This window comes from Mesorhizobium sp. U510, from assembly GCF_059180695.1.
The window spans coordinates 1,245,113-1,265,610 of the sequence record NZ_CP180532.1 but is presented as its reverse complement, the minus strand read 5'-3'; the positions used below and the strand labels follow the sequence as shown (position 1 = coordinate 1,265,610).

The 20,498-nt window shown below is 64.6% G+C and carries 20 protein-coding genes; 11 read left to right on the top strand and 9 right to left on the bottom strand.

What is annotated here, in order from left to right; genetic code table 11:
- Window positions 1–153 precede the first annotated feature (153 nt).
- The 11 genes from ACLGL5_RS08200 (at window position 154) to ACLGL5_RS08150 (ending at window position 10,943) form a co-directional block, all read left to right on the top strand.
- On the top strand, window positions 154–999 hold the full coding sequence (locus tag ACLGL5_RS08200) for a MurR/RpiR family transcriptional regulator (protein ID WP_494372949.1): 846 nt from the start codon (window positions 154–156) through the stop codon (window positions 997–999).
- Window positions 1,000–1,154: 155 nt separating this feature from the next.
- Window positions 1,155–3,089, top strand: a complete 1,935-nt coding sequence (locus tag ACLGL5_RS08195; protein ID WP_069090752.1) for a bifunctional 5-dehydro-2-deoxygluconokinase/5-dehydro-2-deoxyphosphogluconate aldolase — start codon at window positions 1,155–1,157, stop codon at window positions 3,087–3,089.
- Between the two features lie 36 nt (window positions 3,090–3,125).
- On the top strand, window positions 3,126–4,976 hold the full coding sequence (gene iolD / locus ACLGL5_RS08190) for a 3D-(3,5/4)-trihydroxycyclohexane-1,2-dione acylhydrolase (decyclizing) (protein WP_069090751.1): 1,851 nt from the start codon (window positions 3,126–3,128) through the stop codon (window positions 4,974–4,976).
- Between the two features lie 154 nt (window positions 4,977–5,130).
- Window positions 5,131–6,048 (top strand): myo-inosose-2 dehydratase, encoded by a 918-nt coding sequence (gene iolE, locus ACLGL5_RS08185; protein WP_069090750.1) that lies wholly within the window; start codon window positions 5,131–5,133, stop codon window positions 6,046–6,048.
- A 43-nt stretch (window positions 6,049–6,091) separates the two neighbouring features.
- On the top strand, window positions 6,092–6,310 hold the full coding sequence (locus tag ACLGL5_RS08180; protein ID WP_069090749.1) for a hypothetical protein: 219 nt from the start codon (window positions 6,092–6,094) through the stop codon (window positions 6,308–6,310).
- 4 nt (window positions 6,311–6,314) lie between these two features.
- Window positions 6,315–7,127, top strand: a complete 813-nt coding sequence (iolB, locus tag ACLGL5_RS08175; protein ID WP_069090748.1) for a 5-deoxy-glucuronate isomerase — start codon at window positions 6,315–6,317, stop codon at window positions 7,125–7,127.
- Window positions 7,128–7,278: 151 nt separating this feature from the next.
- A complete protein-coding gene (locus ACLGL5_RS08170) occupies window positions 7,279–7,986 on the top strand; it encodes a DUF1045 domain-containing protein (protein WP_069090747.1) in 708 nt (235 codons plus the stop codon).
- Window positions 7,987–8,021: 35 nt separating this feature from the next.
- Window positions 8,022–9,161 carry an alpha-D-ribose 1-methylphosphonate 5-triphosphate diphosphatase gene (locus tag ACLGL5_RS08165; protein WP_069090746.1) on the top strand — a complete coding sequence of 380 codons (1,140 nt, stop codon included), beginning with the start codon at window positions 8,022–8,024 and terminating at the stop codon, window positions 9,159–9,161.
- Window positions 9,158–9,787, top strand: a complete 630-nt coding sequence (gene phnN / locus ACLGL5_RS08160) for a phosphonate metabolism protein/1,5-bisphosphokinase (PRPP-forming) PhnN (protein WP_020629115.1) — start codon at window positions 9,158–9,160, stop codon at window positions 9,785–9,787. The genes ACLGL5_RS08165 and phnN overlap by 4 nt, the downstream gene beginning before the upstream one ends.
- A gap of 188 nt (window positions 9,788–9,975) precedes the next feature.
- Entirely contained in the window at window positions 9,976–10,731 is a 756-nt protein-coding gene (locus ACLGL5_RS08155; protein WP_069090745.1) for a COG4280 domain-containing protein, read from the top strand.
- Window positions 10,728–10,943: a hypothetical protein gene (locus ACLGL5_RS08150; RefSeq protein ID WP_019862585.1), complete on the top strand. Its 216-nt coding sequence runs from the start codon at window positions 10,728–10,730 to the stop codon at window positions 10,941–10,943. Before ACLGL5_RS08155 ends, ACLGL5_RS08150 begins: the two co-directional genes overlap by 4 nt.
- Before the next feature lie 67 nt (window positions 10,944–11,010).
- Here the strand turns inward: ACLGL5_RS08150 and ACLGL5_RS08145 are convergent, their stop codons facing one another.
- The 9 genes from ACLGL5_RS08145 to ACLGL5_RS08105 all read right to left on the bottom strand — a co-directional run bounded on the left by ACLGL5_RS08145 (window position 11,011) and on the right by ACLGL5_RS08105 (window position 20,495).
- A complete protein-coding gene (locus tag ACLGL5_RS08145) occupies window positions 11,011–11,892 on the bottom strand; it encodes an SMP-30/gluconolactonase/LRE family protein (RefSeq protein WP_069090744.1) in 882 nt (293 codons plus the stop codon).
- A 2-nt stretch (window positions 11,893–11,894) separates the two neighbouring features.
- A complete protein-coding gene (locus tag ACLGL5_RS08140; protein WP_069090743.1) occupies window positions 11,895–12,863 on the bottom strand; it encodes an ABC transporter permease in 969 nt (322 codons plus the stop codon).
- Entirely contained in the window at window positions 12,860–13,888 is a 1,029-nt protein-coding gene (locus tag ACLGL5_RS08135; protein WP_069090742.1) for an ABC transporter permease, read from the bottom strand. The genes ACLGL5_RS08140 and ACLGL5_RS08135 overlap by 4 nt, the downstream gene beginning before the upstream one ends.
- Window positions 13,889–13,891: 3 nt before the next feature.
- Window positions 13,892–15,394: a sugar ABC transporter ATP-binding protein gene (locus tag ACLGL5_RS08130; RefSeq protein WP_069090741.1), complete on the bottom strand. Its 1,503-nt coding sequence runs from the start codon at window positions 15,392–15,394 to the stop codon at window positions 13,892–13,894.
- A 68-nt stretch (window positions 15,395–15,462) separates the two neighbouring features.
- Window positions 15,463–16,530 carry a substrate-binding domain-containing protein gene (locus ACLGL5_RS08125; RefSeq protein WP_019862578.1) on the bottom strand — a complete coding sequence of 356 codons (1,068 nt, stop codon included), beginning with the start codon at window positions 16,528–16,530 and terminating at the stop codon, window positions 15,463–15,465.
- 58 nt (window positions 16,531–16,588) lie between these two features.
- On the bottom strand, window positions 16,589–17,653 hold the full coding sequence (locus tag ACLGL5_RS08120) for a substrate-binding domain-containing protein (protein WP_032920846.1): 1,065 nt from the start codon (window positions 17,651–17,653) through the stop codon (window positions 16,589–16,591).
- 262 nt (window positions 17,654–17,915) lie between these two features.
- Window positions 17,916–18,680 carry a GntR family transcriptional regulator gene (locus tag ACLGL5_RS08115; RefSeq protein ID WP_019862576.1) on the bottom strand — a complete coding sequence of 255 codons (765 nt, stop codon included), beginning with the start codon at window positions 18,678–18,680 and terminating at the stop codon, window positions 17,916–17,918.
- Window positions 18,681–18,762: 82 nt separating this feature from the next.
- Entirely contained in the window at window positions 18,763–19,488 is a 726-nt protein-coding gene (locus ACLGL5_RS08110) for an E3 binding domain-containing protein (RefSeq protein ID WP_069090740.1), read from the bottom strand.
- Window positions 19,485–20,495 (bottom strand): C-terminal binding protein, encoded by a 1,011-nt coding sequence (locus ACLGL5_RS08105; protein ID WP_069090739.1) that lies wholly within the window; start codon window positions 20,493–20,495, stop codon window positions 19,485–19,487. The genes ACLGL5_RS08110 and ACLGL5_RS08105 overlap by 4 nt, the downstream gene beginning before the upstream one ends.
- Window positions 20,496–20,498 lie beyond the last annotated feature (3 nt).

Here is a 20,498-nt window from a genome sequence, read left to right as displayed (position 1 = left end):
CCGTTTCCTCCGCTGCCTGAAGCACTGCGTGGATGAATTAGTCCATTTTCTCTCCAAATGGAATGTCTGCCTCATTTTTTATGGCGTTCTTGCGCAGGCTCGCTATGATGGGGCAGAGAGGACGTTTCACGGATGAGCTTGGACGGGCCGACGATGGACGAACGGGTACCTCGCGACTTCGAGACGCTGCGCGCCACCATCCTGGACCGGCGCGAAAGCCTGCCCAAGCGCATCGCCCAGATCGCCGCCTACGCGCTCGACAATCCCGACGACATCGCCTTCGGTACCGCCGCCAGCATCGCCGCCTCGGCCGGCGTGCAGCCCTCCACCCTGATCCGCTTTGCCCAGCAGCTCGGCTTCGACGGCTTCACCAGCCTGCAGCAGGTGTTCCGCGAGCGGCTGCGCGAGCGCAACTCATCCTATGACGAGCGGCTGCAGGCGCTGCGCGCCAAGGCCGAGGGCGGCGCCGGTCACCGCGCGATCTTCGACGGCTTCGTCGCCGCCGCCAGCACCTCGCTCAACGACATTTCGCGCACGCTGGACGATGCGCATCTGGAAGAGGCGATTTCGCTGCTGGCAAAGGCGCAGACCATTTATGTCTTAGCCAAGCGGCGCTCCTATCCGGTGGCGAGCTATATCGCCTATGCGCTGGGCAAGCTGAAGATCCGCAACCAGCTGATCGAATTGGCCGCCGGCCTGAACGCCGAGATGATCGCCTTCGCCACGCCGGCGGACGCCGTCATCGCCATCTCCTTCTCGCCCTATGCGCCGGCCACCATCGAGGAAGCACGCACCATTTCAGAACAGGGCGTGCCGATCGTCGCCATCACCGACAGCTCGTTTTCGCCGCTCGCCCAGTTCGCCAGGGTCTGGTTCGAGGTTGCCGAGGCGGATTTCGCCGGCTTCCGTTCGCTGTCGGCGACGATGGCCCTGGCCATGGCGTTGACCGTTGGCGTCGGCGAGAAGCGGCGCGATACCGCCCGCAGGCGCAAAGCCTGATCGGGCACCTAAAAGCCAATTTTAGATCCGGGAATGCTCATTCCATATTGACTATGGATTGGAATTATTATTTCATATTCCCGGCACCACGCCGCCGCTCGCGCGTGTTACCCAAACAATGTTGTTCCTGACAACAAGTCTGACGGGAGGTTCCAATGAGCGAAGCCGTGGACGCCAGACAGGCGCCGCTCGACGTCATCACCATCGGTCGCGCTTCCGTCGACCTCTACGGCCAGCAGATCGGCTCGCGGCTGGAGGACATCACCTCTTTCGCCAAGTCGGTCGGTGGCTGCCCGGCCAACATTTCGGTCGGCACGGCGAGGCTTGGCCTGCGTTCGGCGCTGCTGACGCGCGTCGGCGACGAGCAGATGGGCCGCTTCATCCGCGAACAGCTGAAGCGCGAAGGCGTCAACACCGATGGGCTGAAGACCGACAAGGAGCGGTTGACCGCCCTGGTGCTGCTTTCGGTCGAGAGCGAAGGCGTTTCGCCGATGATCTTCTACCGCTCGGACTGCGCCGACATGGCACTGGCGCCGGAAGACATTGACGAGGCGTTCATCGCCTCGGCGCGTTCGATCGTCGTCACCGGCACGCATTTTTCCCGCCCCAACAGCGACGCCGCCCAACGCAAGGCGATCCGCATCATGAAAGCCAAGGGCGGCAAGGTTATCTTCGACATCGACTATCGGCCCAATCTGTGGGGTCTTGCCGGCCATGCCGAAGGCTTCGAGCGCTATGTCAAATCGGACCGGGTCTCGGCCCAGCTGAAGACCGTGCTGCCCGATTGCGATCTCATCGTCGGCACCGAGGAAGAGATTATGATCGCCTCGGGCGCCGATGACTGCCTGAGCGCGCTGAAGACGATCCGCGCGCTGTCGGCGGCCACCATCGTGCTGAAACGCGGCGCCATGGGCTGCATCGTCTATGACGGACCGATCAGCGACGACCTGGAAGACGGTGTCGTCGGCAAGGGTTTTCCGATCGAGATCTACAATGTGCTGGGGGCCGGCGACGCCTTCATGTCCGGCTTCCTGCGCGGCTGGCTGGGCGGGCAAGACCATGCGACGGCGGCGACCTGGGCCAATGCCTGCGGCGCCTTCGCCGTGTCGCGGCTGCTGTGCGCGCCGGAATATCCGACCTTCGAGGAGCTGCAGTTCTTCCTCAAGAACGGCAGCAAATACAGGGCGCTGCGCAAGGACGAGGCGATCAACCATATCCATTGGGCAACGACCCGGCGGCGCGACATCCCGTCGCTGATGGCACTCGCCTGCGATCACCGTGTGCAGCTAGAAGACGTGGCGGCGAAAGCCGGCGCCGATGCGGCGCGCATCCGCGATTTCAAGGTGCTGGCGGTCAAGGCGGCAGCCAAGGTCGCTGCCGGCCGTGACGGCTACGGCATGCTGATCGACGAGAAACATGGCCGCGAGGCGATGTTCGAATTCGCCAGGCATTCCTTCGCCTGGCTCGGACGCCCCGTGGAACTGCCAGGCTCGCGGCCGCTGCGTTTTGAGTTCTCGCAGGACATCGGCTCGCAACTGGTGGAATGGCCGGTCGACCATTGCATCAAGTGCCTGTGCTTCTACCACCCCGACGATCCGGCGGCCTTGAAGGAGGAACAGCAGCAGAAATTGCGCGCGCTGTTCGAGGCGGCGCGGAAAGTCGGCCGGGAACTGCTCGTCGAGATCATCGCGGGCAAGCACGGCAAGCTCGACGACACGACCATTCCGCGCGCGCTGGAGGAACTCTATGCGCTCGGCATCAAGCCGGACTGGTGGAAGCTCGAGCCGCAGGCGTCGGCCGGTGCATGGGCCAGGATCGAAGCGGTCATCCTGAAGCATGATCCGTGGTGCCGTGGCATCGTGCTGCTTGGGCTGGAAGCGCCGCAGGACGAGCTGGAAGCCGCCTTTGCGGCCACCGCCAAGGCGCCGATCGTCAAGGGTTTCGCCGTCGGCCGCACCATCTTCGTCCATGCGGCCGAAGAGTGGCTGGCCGGCAGGATGTCGGATGACGAGGCTGTCGCCGACATGGCGTCGCGCTTCGAACAGTTGACCGAGGCGTGGCTTGCCGCGCGCGGCCGCAAGGCGGCATAAGAAGGCGCGGCAGAAGAACTGCGGAGGAAACCTATCATGAGCAAGACAATCCGCCTGACGATGGCGCAGGCGCTGACCCGCTTCCTCAGCCGCCAGATGACCGAGATCGGCGGCAAAAAAGTGCCTATCTTCGGCGGCGTCTGGGCGATCTTCGGCCACGGCAATGTCGCTGGCATGGGCGAGGCGCTCTACCAGGTGCGCGACGAACTGCCGACCTTCCGCGCCCACAATGAACAGGCGATGGCGCATGCGGCTATCGCCTATGCCAAGGCCAATTTCCGCAGCCGCTTCATGGCCGCGACCTCTTCGATCGGCCCCGGCGCGCTCAACATGGTGACGGCGGCGGCGCTTGCCCATGTAAACAGGTTGCCTGTCCTGTTTTTGCCCGGCGACGTCTTCGCCAACCGCATCCCCGACCCGGTGCTGCAGCAGGCCGAGGATTTTTCCGACGGCACGGCGACGGTCAATGACTGCTTCCGTCCGGTGTCGCGCTATTTCGACCGCATCACGCGGCCTGAGCAGATCATCCCGGCGCTGAGCCGCGCCATGCAGGTGCTGACCGATCCGGCCGATTGCGGCCCGGTGACGCTGTCGCTCTGCCAGGATGTGCAGGCCGAGGCCTATGACTATCCCGAAAGCTTTTTCGCCGAACGGGTCTGGCACCAGCGCCGGCCGCGCCCGGACCGCCACGAACTCGCCGCCGCTGTGGCGGCACTCAAGGGCGCGAAGAAGCCGCTGATCATCGCCGGCGGCGGCGTTCTCTATTCGCAGGCCTCCGATGCGCTGGCCGAATTCGCCCAGGGCGCCGGTATTCCGGTCTGCGAGACACAAGGCGGCAAATCCTCGCTGCCGGACGATCATCCGCTCAACATGGCGGCGGTCGGCGTCACCGGCACCTCGGCCGCCAACCGGCTGGCGGAAGAAGCCGATGTGGTGCTCGCCATCGGCACGCGCCTGCAGGATTTCACCACCGGCTCATGGGCGCTTTTCAAGACTTCCAGCAAGACCATCATCGGGCTGAACGTCCAACCTTTCGATGCCGGCAAGCACCGGGCACTCCCGCTGGTCGCCGACGCGGCCGAGGGACTGGCCGAACTCGGTGCCGTGCTGAAGGGCTGGAAGGCGCCTGCCGCCTGGACCGACGATGCGGCCACCGGCAAGAAGGCCTGGCAGGCCGACGCGGCCAAGGTGACGGCCTCGACCAACGCCGCTTTCCCGTCCGACGCGCAGGTGATCGGCGCCGTGCAGCGGGCCATGGGCTCCGGCGTGACGCTGCTGCATGCAGCCGGCGGTCTGCCCGGCGAATTGCACAAGCTTTGGCAGGCCGGCGCGCCGGGTTCCTACCACGCCGAATACGGCTTCTCGACCATGGGCTACGAGATTGCCGGCGGACTCGGCACCAAGATGGCCAAGCCCGGCGAAGAGGTGGTCGTCATGATCGGCGACGGCTCCTATCTGATGCTGAATTCGGAGATCGCCACCTCGGTGATGCTGGGTTTGAAGCTCACCATCGTGCTGCTCGACAACCGTGGGTATGGCTGCATCAACCGGCTGCAGATGGCGACCGGCGGCGCCAACTTCAACAATCTCCTGAAGGATTCGCGCCACGAAATCCTGCCCGACATCGACTTCGCCGCGCACGCGGCGAGCATGGGCGCAATTGCCGAGAAAGTGCCGTCGATTGCCGGCCTGGAAAACGCCCTGCAGAAGGCGAAGACGAACGACCGCACCACCGTGCTGGTCATCGACACCGACCCGCTGGTCTCCACCGAGGCCGGCGGCCATTGGTGGGATGTGGCGGTGCCGGAAGTCTCCTCGCGGCCGCAGGTGAACGCGGCGCGCAAGGCCTATGACGAAAAGCGCCAGATGCAGAGCGTTGGCGATTGATGCTAAGTCGGCGCTGCTCCCTACCTCCCCCTTGTGGGGAGGTCGGACCGAGGGTCCGGGTGGGGGTCGGCGTCGCACCCCCACCCCGCTGCTTCGCAGCGACCCTCCCCACAAGGGGGAGGGTGAGAAACGAACTAAAATCTGGAGTGACGACTTGAAAGCCAAACTGGGCATGTCCCCCATCGCGTGGTGGAACGACGATCTTGCGGAACTGAGCGATGACGTGTCGCTGGAGGAGTGCCTGCGCCAGTCGCGCTCGGCCGGTTTCACCGGCATGGAGATGGGGCGGCGTTTTCCCAACGACCCTGCCGTCATGCTGCCGATCCTCAAGGCCGCCGACGTGACGCTGTGCGGCGGCTGGTTTTCCGGCACGCTGGTCGATGAGGAGATGAGCAAGAACAAGGATCGCATCCAGCCGATGATCGAGCTGTTCAAGGCGGTCAACGCGCCTTGCATCGTCTATGGCGAGGTCGGCCGCTCGATCCAGGGCGACCGCTCGAAGCCGCTGGCAACCAAGCCGAAACTCACCGGCGACGAGATGAACGCCTATGCAAGGCGCCTGACCGAATTCGGCGAATGGTGCGCCGAACAAGGCATGCCGCTCTCCTACCACCATCACATGGCGGCAGTGGTCGAGACCGAGCCGGAACTCGATGCCTTCATGCGCCATTCCGGCGAAGGCATTCCGCTGCTGCTCGATGCCGGCCACCTGGCCTTTGCCGGCGGCGACGTACTGCGCGCCATCGACAACCACCACAAGCGCATCAGCCATGTGCATGTGAAGGATGTGCGCATGGATGTGATCGACAGGCTCGACCGCACGAAACAGTCCTTCCTCGACGCCGTGGCGCTCGGCGCCTTCACCGTGCCGGGCGACGGCTCGCTCGACTTCGGCGCCATCGTGCAGCGCTTCGCCGACCATGGCTATGAAGGCTGGTTCGTGGTCGAGGCAGAGCAGGACCCGAAGAAGAACCCGCCGCTCAAGATGGCGCAGGTCGGCCACAAGGAGCTGATGCGGGTGATGACGGCAGCCGGCTACACGGTCGAAACCCAGGGTTTTCCGAATGCCTGACGCGACGGGTTCACGGCGAGGCAGGTTGCTGTAGATTGGCCCGATGAAAGATTCCGAGCACCCCTTCTTCCGCCCGTTGTGGCGGCGTGTCGCCGTCGTCGCGGTCTGTATCATCTGGTCGATCATCGAGTTCACCACCGGCACGCCATTCTGGGGCACCATCGCGCTCGGCTTCGCCGGCTATGCCGCCTGGCAGTTTTTTTATCTGTACAAGCCGGTTGATGAGAACAAGGCGCCGGCCGAGTCCGAACCGAAGGAGTAACCCGATGTCGAAGCTGCTGGTGAAGGCCGACAAGGGCCATGGCCGCGTTGCCCATGTGACGCCGAAAAGTGCCGGCTGGACCTATGTCGGTTTCGACCTGCATCGGCTGCAACCCGGCGAAAGCGCCTCGGGAAAGACGCAAGACCGCGAAGTCTGCCTGGTGTTCGTCACCGGCAAGGGCGCGGCGAAAGCCGGAGGCAAGGATCTCGGCCTGCTCGGCGCGCGTATGTCGCCTTTCGACGGCAAGCCGTGGTCGGTCTATGTGCCCGAGGGATCGGACTGGTCGGTGACAGCGGACACCGAATTGGAACTCGCAGTCTGCTCGGCCCCCGGCCTCGGCGGCGGCTTGCCGGTTCGGGTGATCGGGCCGGACGATCTCGGCCAAGAGGTGCGCGGCAAGGGCACCAACACGCGCTACGTCACCAACATCCTGCCGGAAGGCAAGCCGGCCGATTCTTTGCTGGTGGTCGAGGTCATCACGCCGGGCGGCCACACGTCGAGCTATCCGCCGCACAAGCATGACCAGGACAATCTGCCGGCAGAATCCTATCTCGAGGAGACCTATTACCACCGCCTCAACCCGCCGCAGGGCTTTGCCTTCCAGCGCGTCTACACCGATGCCGACACGAATGGCCATCGCGCGCTGGACGAAGCCATGGCGATTGAGGATGGCGATGTCGTGCTGGTGCCCAGGGGTTATCACCCCTGCGCCGCCTGCCATGGCTACGATCTCTACTATCTCAACGTCATGGCCGGGCCGAAGCGGACGTGGAAATTCCACAATGCGCCCGAGCACGAATGGTTGATGAAGGCCTGACCGTTTTGCGTTTCCGGCTGAACTTATTGGTCCAGCTCGGAAAAATCGTCGGCTAAGGACCTATTGGGTCGATTTGCCTTCGAAAACCCTTCAAAGCTTCGTCAATCCGTCATGGAAATCACCTATGGCAGCGGTCTGACGAGGATTCTCGATGCGTTATGCCATCTATTTCACCCCCCGGCAGGACGAACCGCTGGCGCGGATCGCCGCCAACTGGCTCGGCCGTGACCCGTTCGGCGCGGCGACGAAACCGGTCGAGGCCGTGGCCGATCTGGCGGCGGAGGAAGTTGCCTTCCACACCGCCTCGGCACGCCGCTATGGCTTCCACGCGACGCTGAAAGCACCCTTTCGCCTGGCTGCCAGCGAGACCGAGACGTCGCTGCGCGCCGCAATCGACCATTTTGCCGAAGCGACGCCGGTTGTGACGATCCCGCGTCTCTTCGTCAGCCAGATCGACAGCTTCTTCGCGCTGGTGCCGGAAGGACCGCTGCCGCCGCTCAACCGTTTCGCCGACGAGGTGGTGCGCGATTTCGACCGCTTCCGCGCGCCACTGACCGAGGCCGAGATCGAACGGCGCAGCCCGGATTCGCTGAAGCCGGCCGAGTTCCGCAATCTCTGCCAGTGGGGTTACCCCTATGTCTTCGAGACCTTCCGCTTCCACATGACTCTGTCGGGCCGCGCCGGGCCACAGGAAAGCCCTCGTTTGCGCGCAGCAATCGACAGCCTGTTCGCGGATGTGTTGCGGCAGCCGGTGCTGGTCGACGCGTTGACGCTGTTTATCGAGCCCGAACCGGGCGCGCCGTTCATGGTGCTTTCGCAGCACGCGCTGGGACGCCGCCCGGCAAGGAAAACTGGCTGAACTAACCTGCTCGAAGAACCAAAGGACTGCTCGAAATGACCGCCGAAACCGTTCTTTCCAACGCCCGCATCGTGCTTGCCAACGAGATCGTCGAGGGGTCGCTGGTGCTGCGTGACGGCTTTATCGCCGACATCGATGCCGGCGGCAGCCGGTCGGGCGAGGACATGGGCGGCGACTATGTCATTCCAGGGCTGGTCGAGTTGCACACCGACCATCTCGAGGGACACTACGCGCCACGGCCGAAGGTGCGCTGGAACCCGATCGCAGCGGTGCTTGCCCATGACGCGCAGGTGGCGACCGCCGGCATCACCACCGTGCTCGACGCCTTGCGCGTCGGCATGGACGAGGACGCCGACCTCACTTTGGCCGATATCCGCAAGCTGGCCGACGCTATCGAGGACAGCGTCGCGCAGGATCGCCTGCGCGCCGATCACTTCCTGCATCTGCGCTGCGAGGTTTCGGCGCCGGACTGCCTGCAGGCCTTCGCCGATTTCGACCAAGACGACCGGGTCAAGCTGGCCTCGCTGATGGATCATGCGCCCGGCCAGCGTCAGTTCGTCAATCTCGAAACCTATGCCTATTACTACCAGCGCAAGCTGAAGCTGACCGACCGCGACTTCAAACTGTTCTGCGAGAAGCGGATGGCGGAATCGGCGCGCTATTCGGCGCCGAACCGCGCGGTGATCGCGGCTGCCTGCCGTGAGCGCGGCATTGTGCTTGCCAGCCATGACGACGCCACATCGGGCCATGTCGACGAGGCGATCGAGCAGGGCGTGCGCGTTGCCGAGTTCCCGACCACCGAGGAAGCGGCGCGCGCTTCGAAGGCCGCGGGCCTGGGTGTTCTGATGGGTGCGCCGAATGTCATGCGCGGCGCCTCGCATTCGGGCAATGTCTCGGCGCGCGCGCTGGCCGGCGACGGCCTGCTCGACATCTTGTCATCAGACTATATTCCCTTCAGCCTGATCCAGTCGGCCTTCTTCCTCGGCGACATGGTCGAAGGCATTTCGCTGCCGCAGGCGGTCGCCATGGTGTCGAAGAACCCGGCCGAGGCCGTTGGCCTGACCGACCGCGGCGTCATCGAGCAGGGCCGCCGCGCCGATCTGGTGCGCGTGCGTGTCGACGACCATGTTCCGGTGGTGCGCACCGTCTGGCGGCAAGGGCGCCGGGTCGCATGATGGTGTCGGCCTTGATCGAGCGCGAGTTGTCCGCTGAAACGTTCCCTGTGCGTCATGGCGTCTTTGTCGCCGTCGTGGGGCCGAGCGGCGCCGGCAAGGACACGGTGATCGGTTACGCCCGTACCCTCTTCGCCGATGAGACCCGGCTGGAATTCGTCCGCCGCGTCATCACCCGGCCGAGCGATGCGGCGAGCGAGGATCACGACACACTGGCCGACGCCGCCTTCGTCGAGGCCGAGGCCGACGGCGCCTTCGCCATCTCCTGGGAAGCGCATGGCTTGCGCTACGGCCTGCCTGCCGATGTCGACTGGTCGGTCGCCAATGGCCATGTGGCGGTGGCGAACGTGTCGCGTGCGATCATTCCCACCTTGCGCGAGCGCTATGCCAATCTGGCCATTGTCGAGATCACCGCTTCGCCTGACGTGTTGGCCGAGCGGCTGGCGATGCGCGGCCGCGAGTCGCGCGGCGAAGTGCTGGCGCGCCTGGCGCGCAGCGCCAATGTGACCCTGACCGGCCCCGGCGTGACCACGATCGACAATAGCGGCCCGCGCGAAGTGGCCGGCGAGCGCTTCGCCGAGCTGCTGCGCAAGGCAATGGCCTTCTCCGACATGTCGGGCATGATCTGATTTAGGCGTGCATCCTGCAGCGGCAGCGTGCGCGGCTCAATTGGCCCCAAGCGCCGCCCATTGGCGCTCACTTGCTTTCCCGCGGCTTCCGGAGCGCTATGTGGTGCTGTCCACAGAAGTGATTCCAGGCCACGCGTCCTGGAACACCCGATCAGAGAATCCGGGGCGAACGAGCACAGGGAGCTTTCATGCAGACGCTGACGCCCATCCTCCCGACGGTCACGGCGGCATTTCTCGCCTCCTTCGTCGAGGTCGTCGAAGCCTTCACCATCGTGCTTGCGGTCGGCGTGACGCGCAGCTGGCGCCCGGCGCTGACTGGCGCCGCCTTGGCGCTGGCGTTGCTGGCGGCGCTGGTGCTGGCGTTCGGGCCGCTGCTGGCGCTGGTGCCGATCACCACGCTGCAGTTCATCGTCGGGGTGCTGCTGGTCCTGTTTGGCATGCGCTGGCTGCGAAAGGCCATCCTGCGCAGCGTCGGCGTCATAGCACTGCATGACGAGGAGGCGGCCTTCTCCAAGGAGACCGCCGCCCTCAGCCAGCAGGCCAATGACCGCCGCGCCGACTACCTCGCCGGCCTGGCCTCGTTCAAGGCGGTGCTGCTCGAGGGTGTCGAGGTTGTGTTCATCGTCATTGCCGTCGGCGCCGCCCATGGGCAGACGCTCTGCGCCAGCCTGGGCGCGCTGGCAGCCTTCGTCCTGGTGATGCTTATCGGCCTGGCGGTGCACCGGCCGCTGGCACGCGTGCCGGAGAATGCGCTGAAATTCGTGGTCGGGCTGATGCTGACCAGCTTCGGCATCTTCTGGACCGGCGAAGGCATAGGCGCCGACTGGCCGGGCGCCGATCTCGCTCTGCTCGCCATCTTCTCCATCGTCACGCTGGCGTCCTTTGGCATGGTGCGCTGGCTGCGCAGCACCTATCCCGTATCAGCCGGAGGGTTCGCCCGATGAGCGTCATCCGTCTTGTTGCCAGGGAATTCCTCGGCATGTTCGTCGATGACGGCAATCTGGCGCTGTTGGCGCTGGTGCTGGTGGCCGCCGTCGCGGCGGCGGTGAAGCTGCTGGCCCTGCCGCCGCTGCTCGGCGGCGTGCTGCTGCTGGTCGGCTGCCTCGCCATCCTGCTGCAAAGCGTTCGCCGCGCGGCACGTGCGGTCAAACGATAAAGGCGGCCCGCATGGCCGCTACCTCGGGCATCGTTTCGATAGCAAAACGATGCCCCAGCGATGCTGGCTATCCCTTGAACGCCGGCAGGGTCAGGCCCTTGACGCCGACATCGAGCGCGAACAGTCCACCCGGATTCTTCTGGCGGACGAAGTGGCTGGCCGGGCGCTTGAGGACGGCTGACGTGACATAGAGGATGTCGAGGTCCTTGCCACCGAATTCGCAGCAGGTCGGCAGGTCGGTCGGCAGAACCACGGTCTGCATCAATTCGCCATCAGGATCATATCGGCAGACCTTGCTGGTCACCGGGATGGTCACCCAATAGCATCCCTCGGCATCTACGGTGGCGCCGTCGGCGACGCCGCCGGTCGCCGTCATGTCGATGAAGGTGCGGCGGTTTTCGATATCGCCGGTGGCGGCCTCGAAATCATAGGCCCACACCGCGCCGGCATGGCTGTCGGAGAAATACATGGTCTTGGAATCCGGGCTCCAGGCCAGCCCATTGGAGCAACCGATGCCATCGATCATCTTGTGCACGGAAAGGTCGGGATCGAGCCTATAAAGCGCGCCGATGAATTCGATCGGCTGACCCGGCACCTCGAACATCGAGCCCGACCAGAAGCGGCCCTGGCGATCCGGCTTGCCGTCATTGAAACGGGTGTTGGGCATATGAGATTCCGGGTCGACGATCGCCTGGAACATGCCGGTCGCCGGGTCGAAGAAGTGAAAGCCGTTGGCCATGGTCAGCACAAGGCCGCCCTTCTCGCGCAGGCCGAGGCAGCCGAGATATTCCGGTGTCTCGAAGGTCTCGTCCTTGCCGGTCGCTGGATCATAGCGGTGGATCAGCTTCTTCCAGATGTCGATCCACCACAGCACGCCGGCCTTGGGGTCCCAGAGCGTGCCTTCGCCGAGTTCGGCCCTGGCATCGACGACGCAAGTGATTTCGACCATGGTCAGCCCTCTTTTCTCCGCAGCCTGCCGCCGAGGCCGGCGAAGGTCTCGCTGCCGATCGACACGGTGAGCAGGATGACAGCGCCGTAAACGATGAGCAGTGCTCCGCTCGACAGGTTCAGCGCCGGCAAAAGGCCGGTGAGGATGGTGAGCACCATGGCGCCGGCGACGGTGCCGAGATAATGGCCGCTGCCCCCGAGGATGGAGGCGCCGCCGATGGCCACCGCCGCGATCGAGGTGAACAGATAGGCGTCGCCCATGCCGAGATAGGCCTGGCCGGAATAGCCGGTCAAAAGCATGCCGGCGAAAGCGGCGGTGAGGCCTGAGATGACATAGGTGAGGATGGTGGTGCGTGCGGTCGGCACGCCGGAGAATTCGGCGACCGTGGCGCTGGTGCCTAGCGCGTAGAGATGGCGGCCGAACGCCGCCTTGGAGAGCAGCAGCGTCGCCACCAGGGTCAGCGCCAGCCAGATCAGCGCGATGACCGGAAAACCACCGAGCCGCCCGACCGACAGGAACTGGATCAGGGCCGGGGCCGAAGGCGTCGGCGAGCCGCCGGTCAGCACCAGGATCAGCCCTTGCAGGATGACGTTTGTGGCCAGCGTCATGATGATCGGCGGCACGCCGAACTGGGCAACGCCGATGCCGTTGATGAGGCCGATGAAAGCGCCGCCGGCAAGCAGCAGCGGCATGACCCAGACCAGCGGCAGATCCTGCCCGCCGCACAGCAGCGCCATGATGATGGCGGCCGAATTCAGCACCCAGGGCACCGACAGGTCGATGCCGCCGCCGATGATGACGAAGGTCTGGCCGAGCGCGACGATGCCGACGAAGGCGGCCAGCACGACGGTGGAGCGCATATTGGAGACCGACAGGAAACCCGGCGAGAACAGCGCCGTGACCAGAAGCAGCACCACCATGCCGGCATAGGCGAGCACGATGAGGCGGTTGCGGGCAAGGAAAGCGTTCATTGGACACGGTTCCTTGCGGCTTTCTCGGCGACGGAACTGGCCAGCACCGAGAGCAACAGGATGACGCCGGAGGCGACCGGCTGCCAATAGCTCGACACATGCAGGACGAAGACCAGATTGCCTATCAGGGTGAGCACGAAGGCGCCGATCAGCGTGCCGGCGAGATGGCCGCGTCCGCCGAACAGGCTGACGCCGCCGATGACCGCCGCCGCCACCGAAGGCAGGATATAATCCTTGCCGATGGTGGGCGAGCCGGCGCCGGTCTGTGTCACCAGGAACAGCGCCGCACCAGCCGCGAACAGGCCGGACAGGCCATAGGTGACGAGGTTGACCCTTGCGATCGAGACGCCGGAAAGGAAGGCCGACTTTTCGTTGGAGCCGGTCGCCTGGATGGCGATGCCGACCCGCGTCGCGCGAAACCACCACCAGAACAACAGCAGCACCAGCAGCATCCAGACCGGGCTGGTCAGGCCGAGGGGCTGTGCGGAAGCGAAGCCAACCCACCATGAGGGAATGCTGCCGCCATCGGTCGGCAGGATGATCATGGCGACGCCGTTGAGGATCGACCAGGTGGCGAGCGTGACCAGGAAGGGCTGCAGCTTGAGCAGCGAGATCAGCAGGCCGTTGAGTGCGCCGATCAGGAAACCGAGCGCCAGGATGATCAGCGCCCAAAGTGCCGTGATCGACGGATCGTCGGTAAAGCGCGTCGCCGCGATCACCGTGCCGAGGCTGATCATGCCGCCGATCGACAGGTCGATGCCGCCGCGCAGCAGCACGATGGTCTGCCCGGTCGCCGCCAGCATCAGCGTCATCGCCGCCGCCGTGTCGAGATTCAGTTCGTCCAGCGAGAAGACGCCGGATTGTAGGCTGCCATAGATGCCGACAATCAAGGCCAGCATCAGGCACGCGACCAGGAACGGCGCGCGGTCGAGCAGGCGGCCGCGCCAGTCGATGGCCGGCTTGGTGGACTTCGTCTCGGCCGGCCTCGGCGCCATCTCCACAGTCTGCTCCACGGACATCACCATGATTCAGGCCGCCCTGGTTTCAAGCATAGCGGCGCGCAGGATTTCCTCCTCCGAAATGTGATCCCCCTCCAGCGTCGCGGCAATGCGGCCGTTGCGCATCACCAGCACGCGGTCGGCGACATGGACGAGTTCCGGCATGTCGCTGGAATGGAACAGGATCGCATAGCCCTTGGCGGCGAGGTCGCGCATCAGCTGGAAAATCTCGCCCTTGGTGCCGACATCGACGCCGCGCGTCGGATCGTAGAGCAACAGCACGCGCGCCTGCGTCAAAAGCATCTTGCCGAAGATCACCTTCTGCTGGTTGCCGCCTGACAAGGTGCCGGCAAGCTGTTCCGACGTGCCGGCCTTGATACGCAGGAAATCGACCATCTCCTTGACGAGCGCCGCTTCCTTTTGCCGGCTGAGCAAGCCGTTTTCAGTGAAGCGCTTGATGACCGACAGCGTCAAATTCTCGCGCACGCTCTTGGTCAAAAGCAGGCCCTGGCCGCGCCGGTCCTCCGGTACCAGCGCGATGCCATCCTTGCCGGTCAGCGCCTGGCGCGGATTGCCGATCGAGACCGGCTTGCCCCACAGTTCGATCGAGCCGCTTGCCTTGGTGGCGCCGAACAGCGCCTGAAACAGTTCGCGCTGGCCATGGCCTTGCAAACCGCCGACGCCGAGCACCTCGCCTTCGCGCAGCGCGAAGTCGACGCCGGAAAGCCGGCTGCCGCTCGAAAACCCCTTTACTCCGAGAGCGATGCGATCGGTCGCGGTGGACACACGCTCGGGATAGAGCCGGTCGAGATGGCGGCCGATCATCTGGGTTACGATCTCATTGTCGGACACCGCATCGGCCTCATGCGCGGCGACGGTGCTTCCATTGCGGAAGATGGTCAGCCGATCGGCGATGGCGCGCACTTCGGCCATGCGGTGCGAGATGAAGATGACCAACCTGCCCTCGGCGGCAAGCTGCCGGGTAAGGTTCAGCAGCCATTCGGCTTCCCGCGCCGGCAGCGCCGAGGTCGCCTCGTCGAGGATCAGGATGCGCGGGTCCTTGGCCAGGCCCTTGGCGATCTCGACGATCTGCCGTTCGGCCAGGGTCAGCCGCCGCAGCTCCTGATCGGGGCGCAGCGCCGGGAAGATGTATTTTTCCAGCAGCGCCAGCGTCTTGCGGCGCATCTCCGTGCGGTTGACGGTGCCAAGCCACGTGCGCGGCTCATGGCGAAACCAGATGTTCTGTTCGACGCTGAGATCAGGGATCAGCGACAACTCCTGGAAGACTGCGGCGATGCCGCGTGCCTGCGCCGCATCCGGATTGGCCGGGCGATAATCCTGGCCATCAACCAGGATCGAGCCGCCATCATGCTGCACGGCGCCCGACAGGATCTGGATGAAGGTGCTCTTGCCCGCGCCATTCTCGCCAAGCAGGGCATGCACCTCGCCGGCACGGGCGCTGAATGTCGCCTCGCTCAGCGCGACAATGCCGCCATAGCGTTTGGACAGGCCGTTGACGGTGACAAGGTCCATGCATGCGCCTTCGAAAAGCTCTCCCGACATCTTGCGATGCCGGGAGACAGGGTCATGGTCACTGGATGTTACTTCGCCCCGGCGGCTTCCGCAGCGGTGATCTCTACCCAGTCGGGCGTGATCGGCAGCGTCAGGCCAGGCGCCTGGTCCGGGAAGGCATTTTCGCCAATGGCGATCTTGATCATCTTGGTGCCCGGATAGAGCTTGGACTCGAAGGGATCGGTGGTGACGAAATCGCCCTTGACCGAGACGGAACGCTCGGCCGGCTTCTTGCCGGTGTCGAGAATGTCGACGGCCAGCTTGATCGCTTCGGAGGAGAGATAGGCCGGGTTGGAGCCCAGGATGCACTTGGCGCCTTGCGTCTGCGCGCAGGTGACGGCGGCGACATTGTAGGAGAAGCCGACGACCGGGACGATCGGCCGGCCGGCATCCTTCAGCGCCTGGATGGCGCCCGAGCCATAGCCTTGCGTCATGATGCCGTCGATCTTCGGATTGGCGGCGAGCAGCGCCGCGACACCCGACTGTTCCGGTCCGAGCGCATAGTTGCCGTTGTAGTAGCCGACGACCTTGATGTCGGGATATTTGGCCAGCACCTTCTCATAGCCCCCCTGCAGCTGCGCCGAGATCGGCGCGCCGGCGAGGCCGCGGTCGAGGATGATGTTGCCCTTGCCGCCGAGCTGCGTGGCCATCCACTCGGCCATGACGGAGGGGATGCGGTCCCAGTCGGAGGCGACGGCATAGGCGCAGGGTTCGGTCACCACCTGGTCGAATGAGATGACGACGATGCCGGCGTCGCAGGCCTTCTTGATGGTAGGGTTGAGCGCCGAATCCGAACCGGCATCGACGAGGATGGCGTCCGGCTTCTGGCGGATGATGTTGTTCAGCGAGTTGATCTGCGCCTGGACGGTGTTCTCGACATTCTCGATCTTGAGGTCGACGCGGCCCTTCAGCGGCCCTTTGTTGACCGAGACGGTGGCGACGCGCTCCATCTGTTGGCGCCAGTCATTGCCGACGAAATTGTTCGAAAGATAGATGGTGTAGGGCTTCTTGTCCTCGGCGTGGCCAGTCTGCATGCCGGCAGCCATCATGGTGGCGGCAAAAGCTGCGAAGCCGATGTTACGGCTCAATGATTTCATGATTTTCTCCTCCCGTTTTTCGTTTCGCGCCCAATGCGGCGCATTGCAATTCACCAAATCAGGTTCCCGAGGCCTCCTTGGGGGTGATCTCCACCCAGCTCGGCGACACCGGCAAGGAAAGTCCCGGCGCGAGATCGGGAAATACGGTCTTGCCGAGCTCGATCTTCACCGCCGAGGAATTCGGCGCATATTTGGCATCGACCATATCCGTGGTCAGGCCGGGCGAATTGAACAGCACGGTGGTGTCGGCCGGCTTCTTGCCAGTGTCCAGTATGTCGACCGCGAGCTTGATCGCTTCGGCCGACAGCGACGGCGGATTGGCGCCGAGCCAGCATTTGGCGCCCTTGGTCTGCGCGCAAGTCACGCCGGTGCCGTTGAAGGCGGCGGCGACGATAGGCACCATCGGCCGGTCGGCATTCTGCAGCGCCTTGATGGCGCCGGTGCCGTAGCCCTGCGAGAAGATGCCGTCGACTTCCGGATGCGCGGCGAGCAGGCTGGCGACGCCTTCCTGTTCGGGGCCGGCGGCATAGTTGCCGTTGAAATAGCCGACGATCTCGATGCCGGGATATTTCTTCAGCACGGCGCCAAAGTTCTTCTCGAACTGTTCCGAGATCGGCGCGCCGGCGAGGCCGCGATCCATGAAGACCTTGCCCTTGCCGCCAAGGATGGAGGCCATCCATTCGGCCTGGTTGTTGGCCATGATGTCGAAATCGGAATGCATCTTGTAGGCGCATTCGGCAGACACGGTCTGGTCGAAGCTGACGACGATGATACCGGCGTCGCAGGCCTTCTTGATGGTGGGATTGAGCGCCTCGGCCGACGACGCATCGATGAGGATGGCGGCCGGTTTCTGGCGGATGATGTTGTTCAGCGAATTGATCTGCGCCTGAACGGTGTTCTCGGCATTTTCGATCTTGAGGTCGACGCGACCCTTCAGCGGCCCCTTGTTGACGGCGACATTGGCGACGCGTTCCATCTGCTGGCGCCAGTCATTGCCGACGAAATTGTTCGAGAGATAGATGGTGTACGGTTTCTGGGTCGCGGTATGGCCCGGCATCGCAGCCATCGACGCTGCGAACCCGGCAAGCGCCACGAAGCAGGCGCTCAAGCTCCTTAGTTTCATGGTCTTCCTCCCTGTATTTCCTGCCCAGCCGGTGATGGACTGCGCCATCTTAGTCGGATGAAGACGACAAATTGATACCGGTACCAATCGCTGTTGTCAATTTGCCCAGACTTCCCAAAGGCTGCGTCCGCGAGCCGAATTCGCAGGAGTTCTTCTCTTGCGACGTCTCCCGTGGCCGGCACTTCAGCCTAGCTATCATGCTATTATAATTTTATGGGCCTGTCTATGCGACGTCAGCAGAAAATCCCGCCTCCGGCGCGCTTCAGGACAGGTCGTTCGGCGCGTCGTAAGTGATGCTGAAGATATCGGCGGGGTGGCGGGCGACGGAGAATTCGATGCTGCGCTGGTCCGCCGACTGGTAGAGCATCTCTACCGTCAGCACCGGACTGCCGAGCGTTATGCCAAGGTCGGCGGCAACCGCCTCGTCGGCGATCTCGGCGCGCACCGTGACATGCGCCACGTCGAGCCGCAGGCCGAGATGTTGCTGCACCGAACGGAAAATCAGCACGTCCGAAAAATCCTCCCGCTTCAGGCGCGCGCCGATGTCGGGCGGGAAATAGGTGGTGATCTGCGCCTTGCGCTGTTCGCCGATCGACAGCACGCTGCGCAGGCAATAGCCGGCCTCGTCCTTGCCCATGCCGAAATGCCGCTGGAGCACGGGCGAAACCTCCTTGCGGTAGGATTTCACCGTCAGCTCGGCATCCTTGGTGAAGGCCGCCATGTCGGCGAAATTCTTGAACTTCCAGCTCAGATTGACCGAGGGGCTGCGCGCCGCAACCACGGCAGGCTTGGCCGAGCGCTTGCGGATCAGCCCGTCGGCTTCGAGATCGCGCAGCGCCTGGCGAACCGTGATCAGGCTGACGCCGAAATGCTCGGCAATGGTCGCTTCCTTCGGCAGTTCGCCGCCGACGGGGAAGGTGCCGTTGCCGATCGGTTCGCGCAGAATGTCGGCGAGCTGGCGGTAAAGCGGTCCGTTGGCGCGGCCGAGCGTGCGCCTGGGAAGACTGTCTATGGTGGGGTGGTCCATGTGCCTCGTCGCGTCTGTGTCGAAGCTTTTATAATAGCTTCCTGGGCCCGAGGCTAGGCAAGGCTGTTGACGATCAACCGTCTCAGACAAAGAGCCGAAGCGGCTGTTCGATCACCGATTTCAGGGTCGCGAGCCATGCGGCAGCGGTAGCCTCGTCAACACTTGCCGCATCTATCGTCAGCAGGCATTCAGCATGGCCGCCCGGCGTGTCGGGCGAAACGGTCAGGCGCATGGCACGGCCCGGCAGAAGCGGCGTCATCACCGGCCTGATGTCGCTCGCCGGCAGCAGCCGCAGAGATAGGGTCGCTGGCGTTTCCGTCCCATCCCGGCTGTCGGCCAATGCCGCAAGCCGCATGGCGCGCAGCGATGTCAGCGGCATCTCGGGAATCACTGCGAATACGGTTTGCCGACCCGCCAGTTCCAGCGCCACGCAAGCGCCACCTAACGTAGCTGCCTCCGGCATCTCGACAAATGCGCGACCGGCGGCACGCAGCAGCACGTCGTCGATGGCGAACACATGCCCCGAGCTCTCAAGCGCCGCCAGCAGGTCTTGCAGCGCGCCAAGGGCAACGGAGGTGGCAAAGGCGGCGATCCGGGGCGCGGTCGGGGACAGGGGCGCTGCCGCGGGGGCGACTTTTGGCGAGACGACCGGCGCGGCAACCGGAACGAAGGCCTGCACGTCGGCGGCCAGGATGCGGCCGCCCGGGCCGCTGCCGCGAAGTGTTTCGAGCGGCAGGGAACGCTCGCGCGCCAGGCGGCGGGCATAGGGCGAAACCGCCAGCCGGGTCTGCGCCGTCGCGATGTTCATTTCAGATACTCTGAATTCACGCAGTTGGTCAGCCGCCCCTCGGCGAGATAGGCGTGCACCACCTCGATCGATTTCAGCCGGAGGTCGCGCATCGACGCCGGGCTGTAGAAGGCGGCGTGCGGGGTGACAATCAGCCGATTGGCGATCCAAGGTTCTCGGGCGCGCCATGCGGCGAGCAGCGGATGATCGAGATCGCCGGGCTCGTTCGGCAAAACGTCGAGGCCGGCGCCGGCGACGATGCCCTCGCGCATCGCCGCTTCCAGCGCGTCGAGATCGACGATCGGACCGCGCGCGGTGTTGATGAGCACAAGACCAGGCTTGGCGGCGGCGAAGGCGGCTGCGCCAAGCAGCTTGCGGGTCTCCTCGCTGAGCGGCGTGTGGACGCTCACCACATCCGCCCTCTCCATCAATTCACTGAGCGAATGGACGCGTTCGTAGCCGGTCGACAGGTCGACACCGGAGAGAAGATGCGGGTCATAGAACACCACCTTCATATCGAAGGCGGCGGCGCGGCGCGCCGTCGCAAGTCCGATGCGGCCGAGACCGACAATGCCGAAGGTGGCGCCCTTGTGCCGGCGCACCAGCGGCGCCTTGGAAAAATGCCAGCCTCCGGTGCCATGGCTGGAAAGCTCCGCGCCATAGGCCGATGTGCCGCGCGTCAGCGCCAGCATGAGGCCGATGGCGTGGTCGGCGACCTCGGTGGTGCCATAGTCCGGCACGTTGCAGGCCGGAATCTTGCGCGCACCCCAGCCCGCCGTATCGATGTTGTCGAAGCCGACGCCGGAACGCACGGCGATCCGCGCCTTGGGAAAGGCCGATGGCGCGGCAGCTACATTGTGGGTGGGCGAATAGTTGATGACGGCGTCGACCACCTCGCAGACGGCAGGATCGAGTGCGGCTGCCTTGTCGTTGGTCGAGCAGGCGAGGATGAACTCCTCATCGGGATAATGCTGCCGCTCGAGTTCGGCCTCGTCGGCGGCTTGCCAGTTGGCGCAAAGGATCTTCATGCT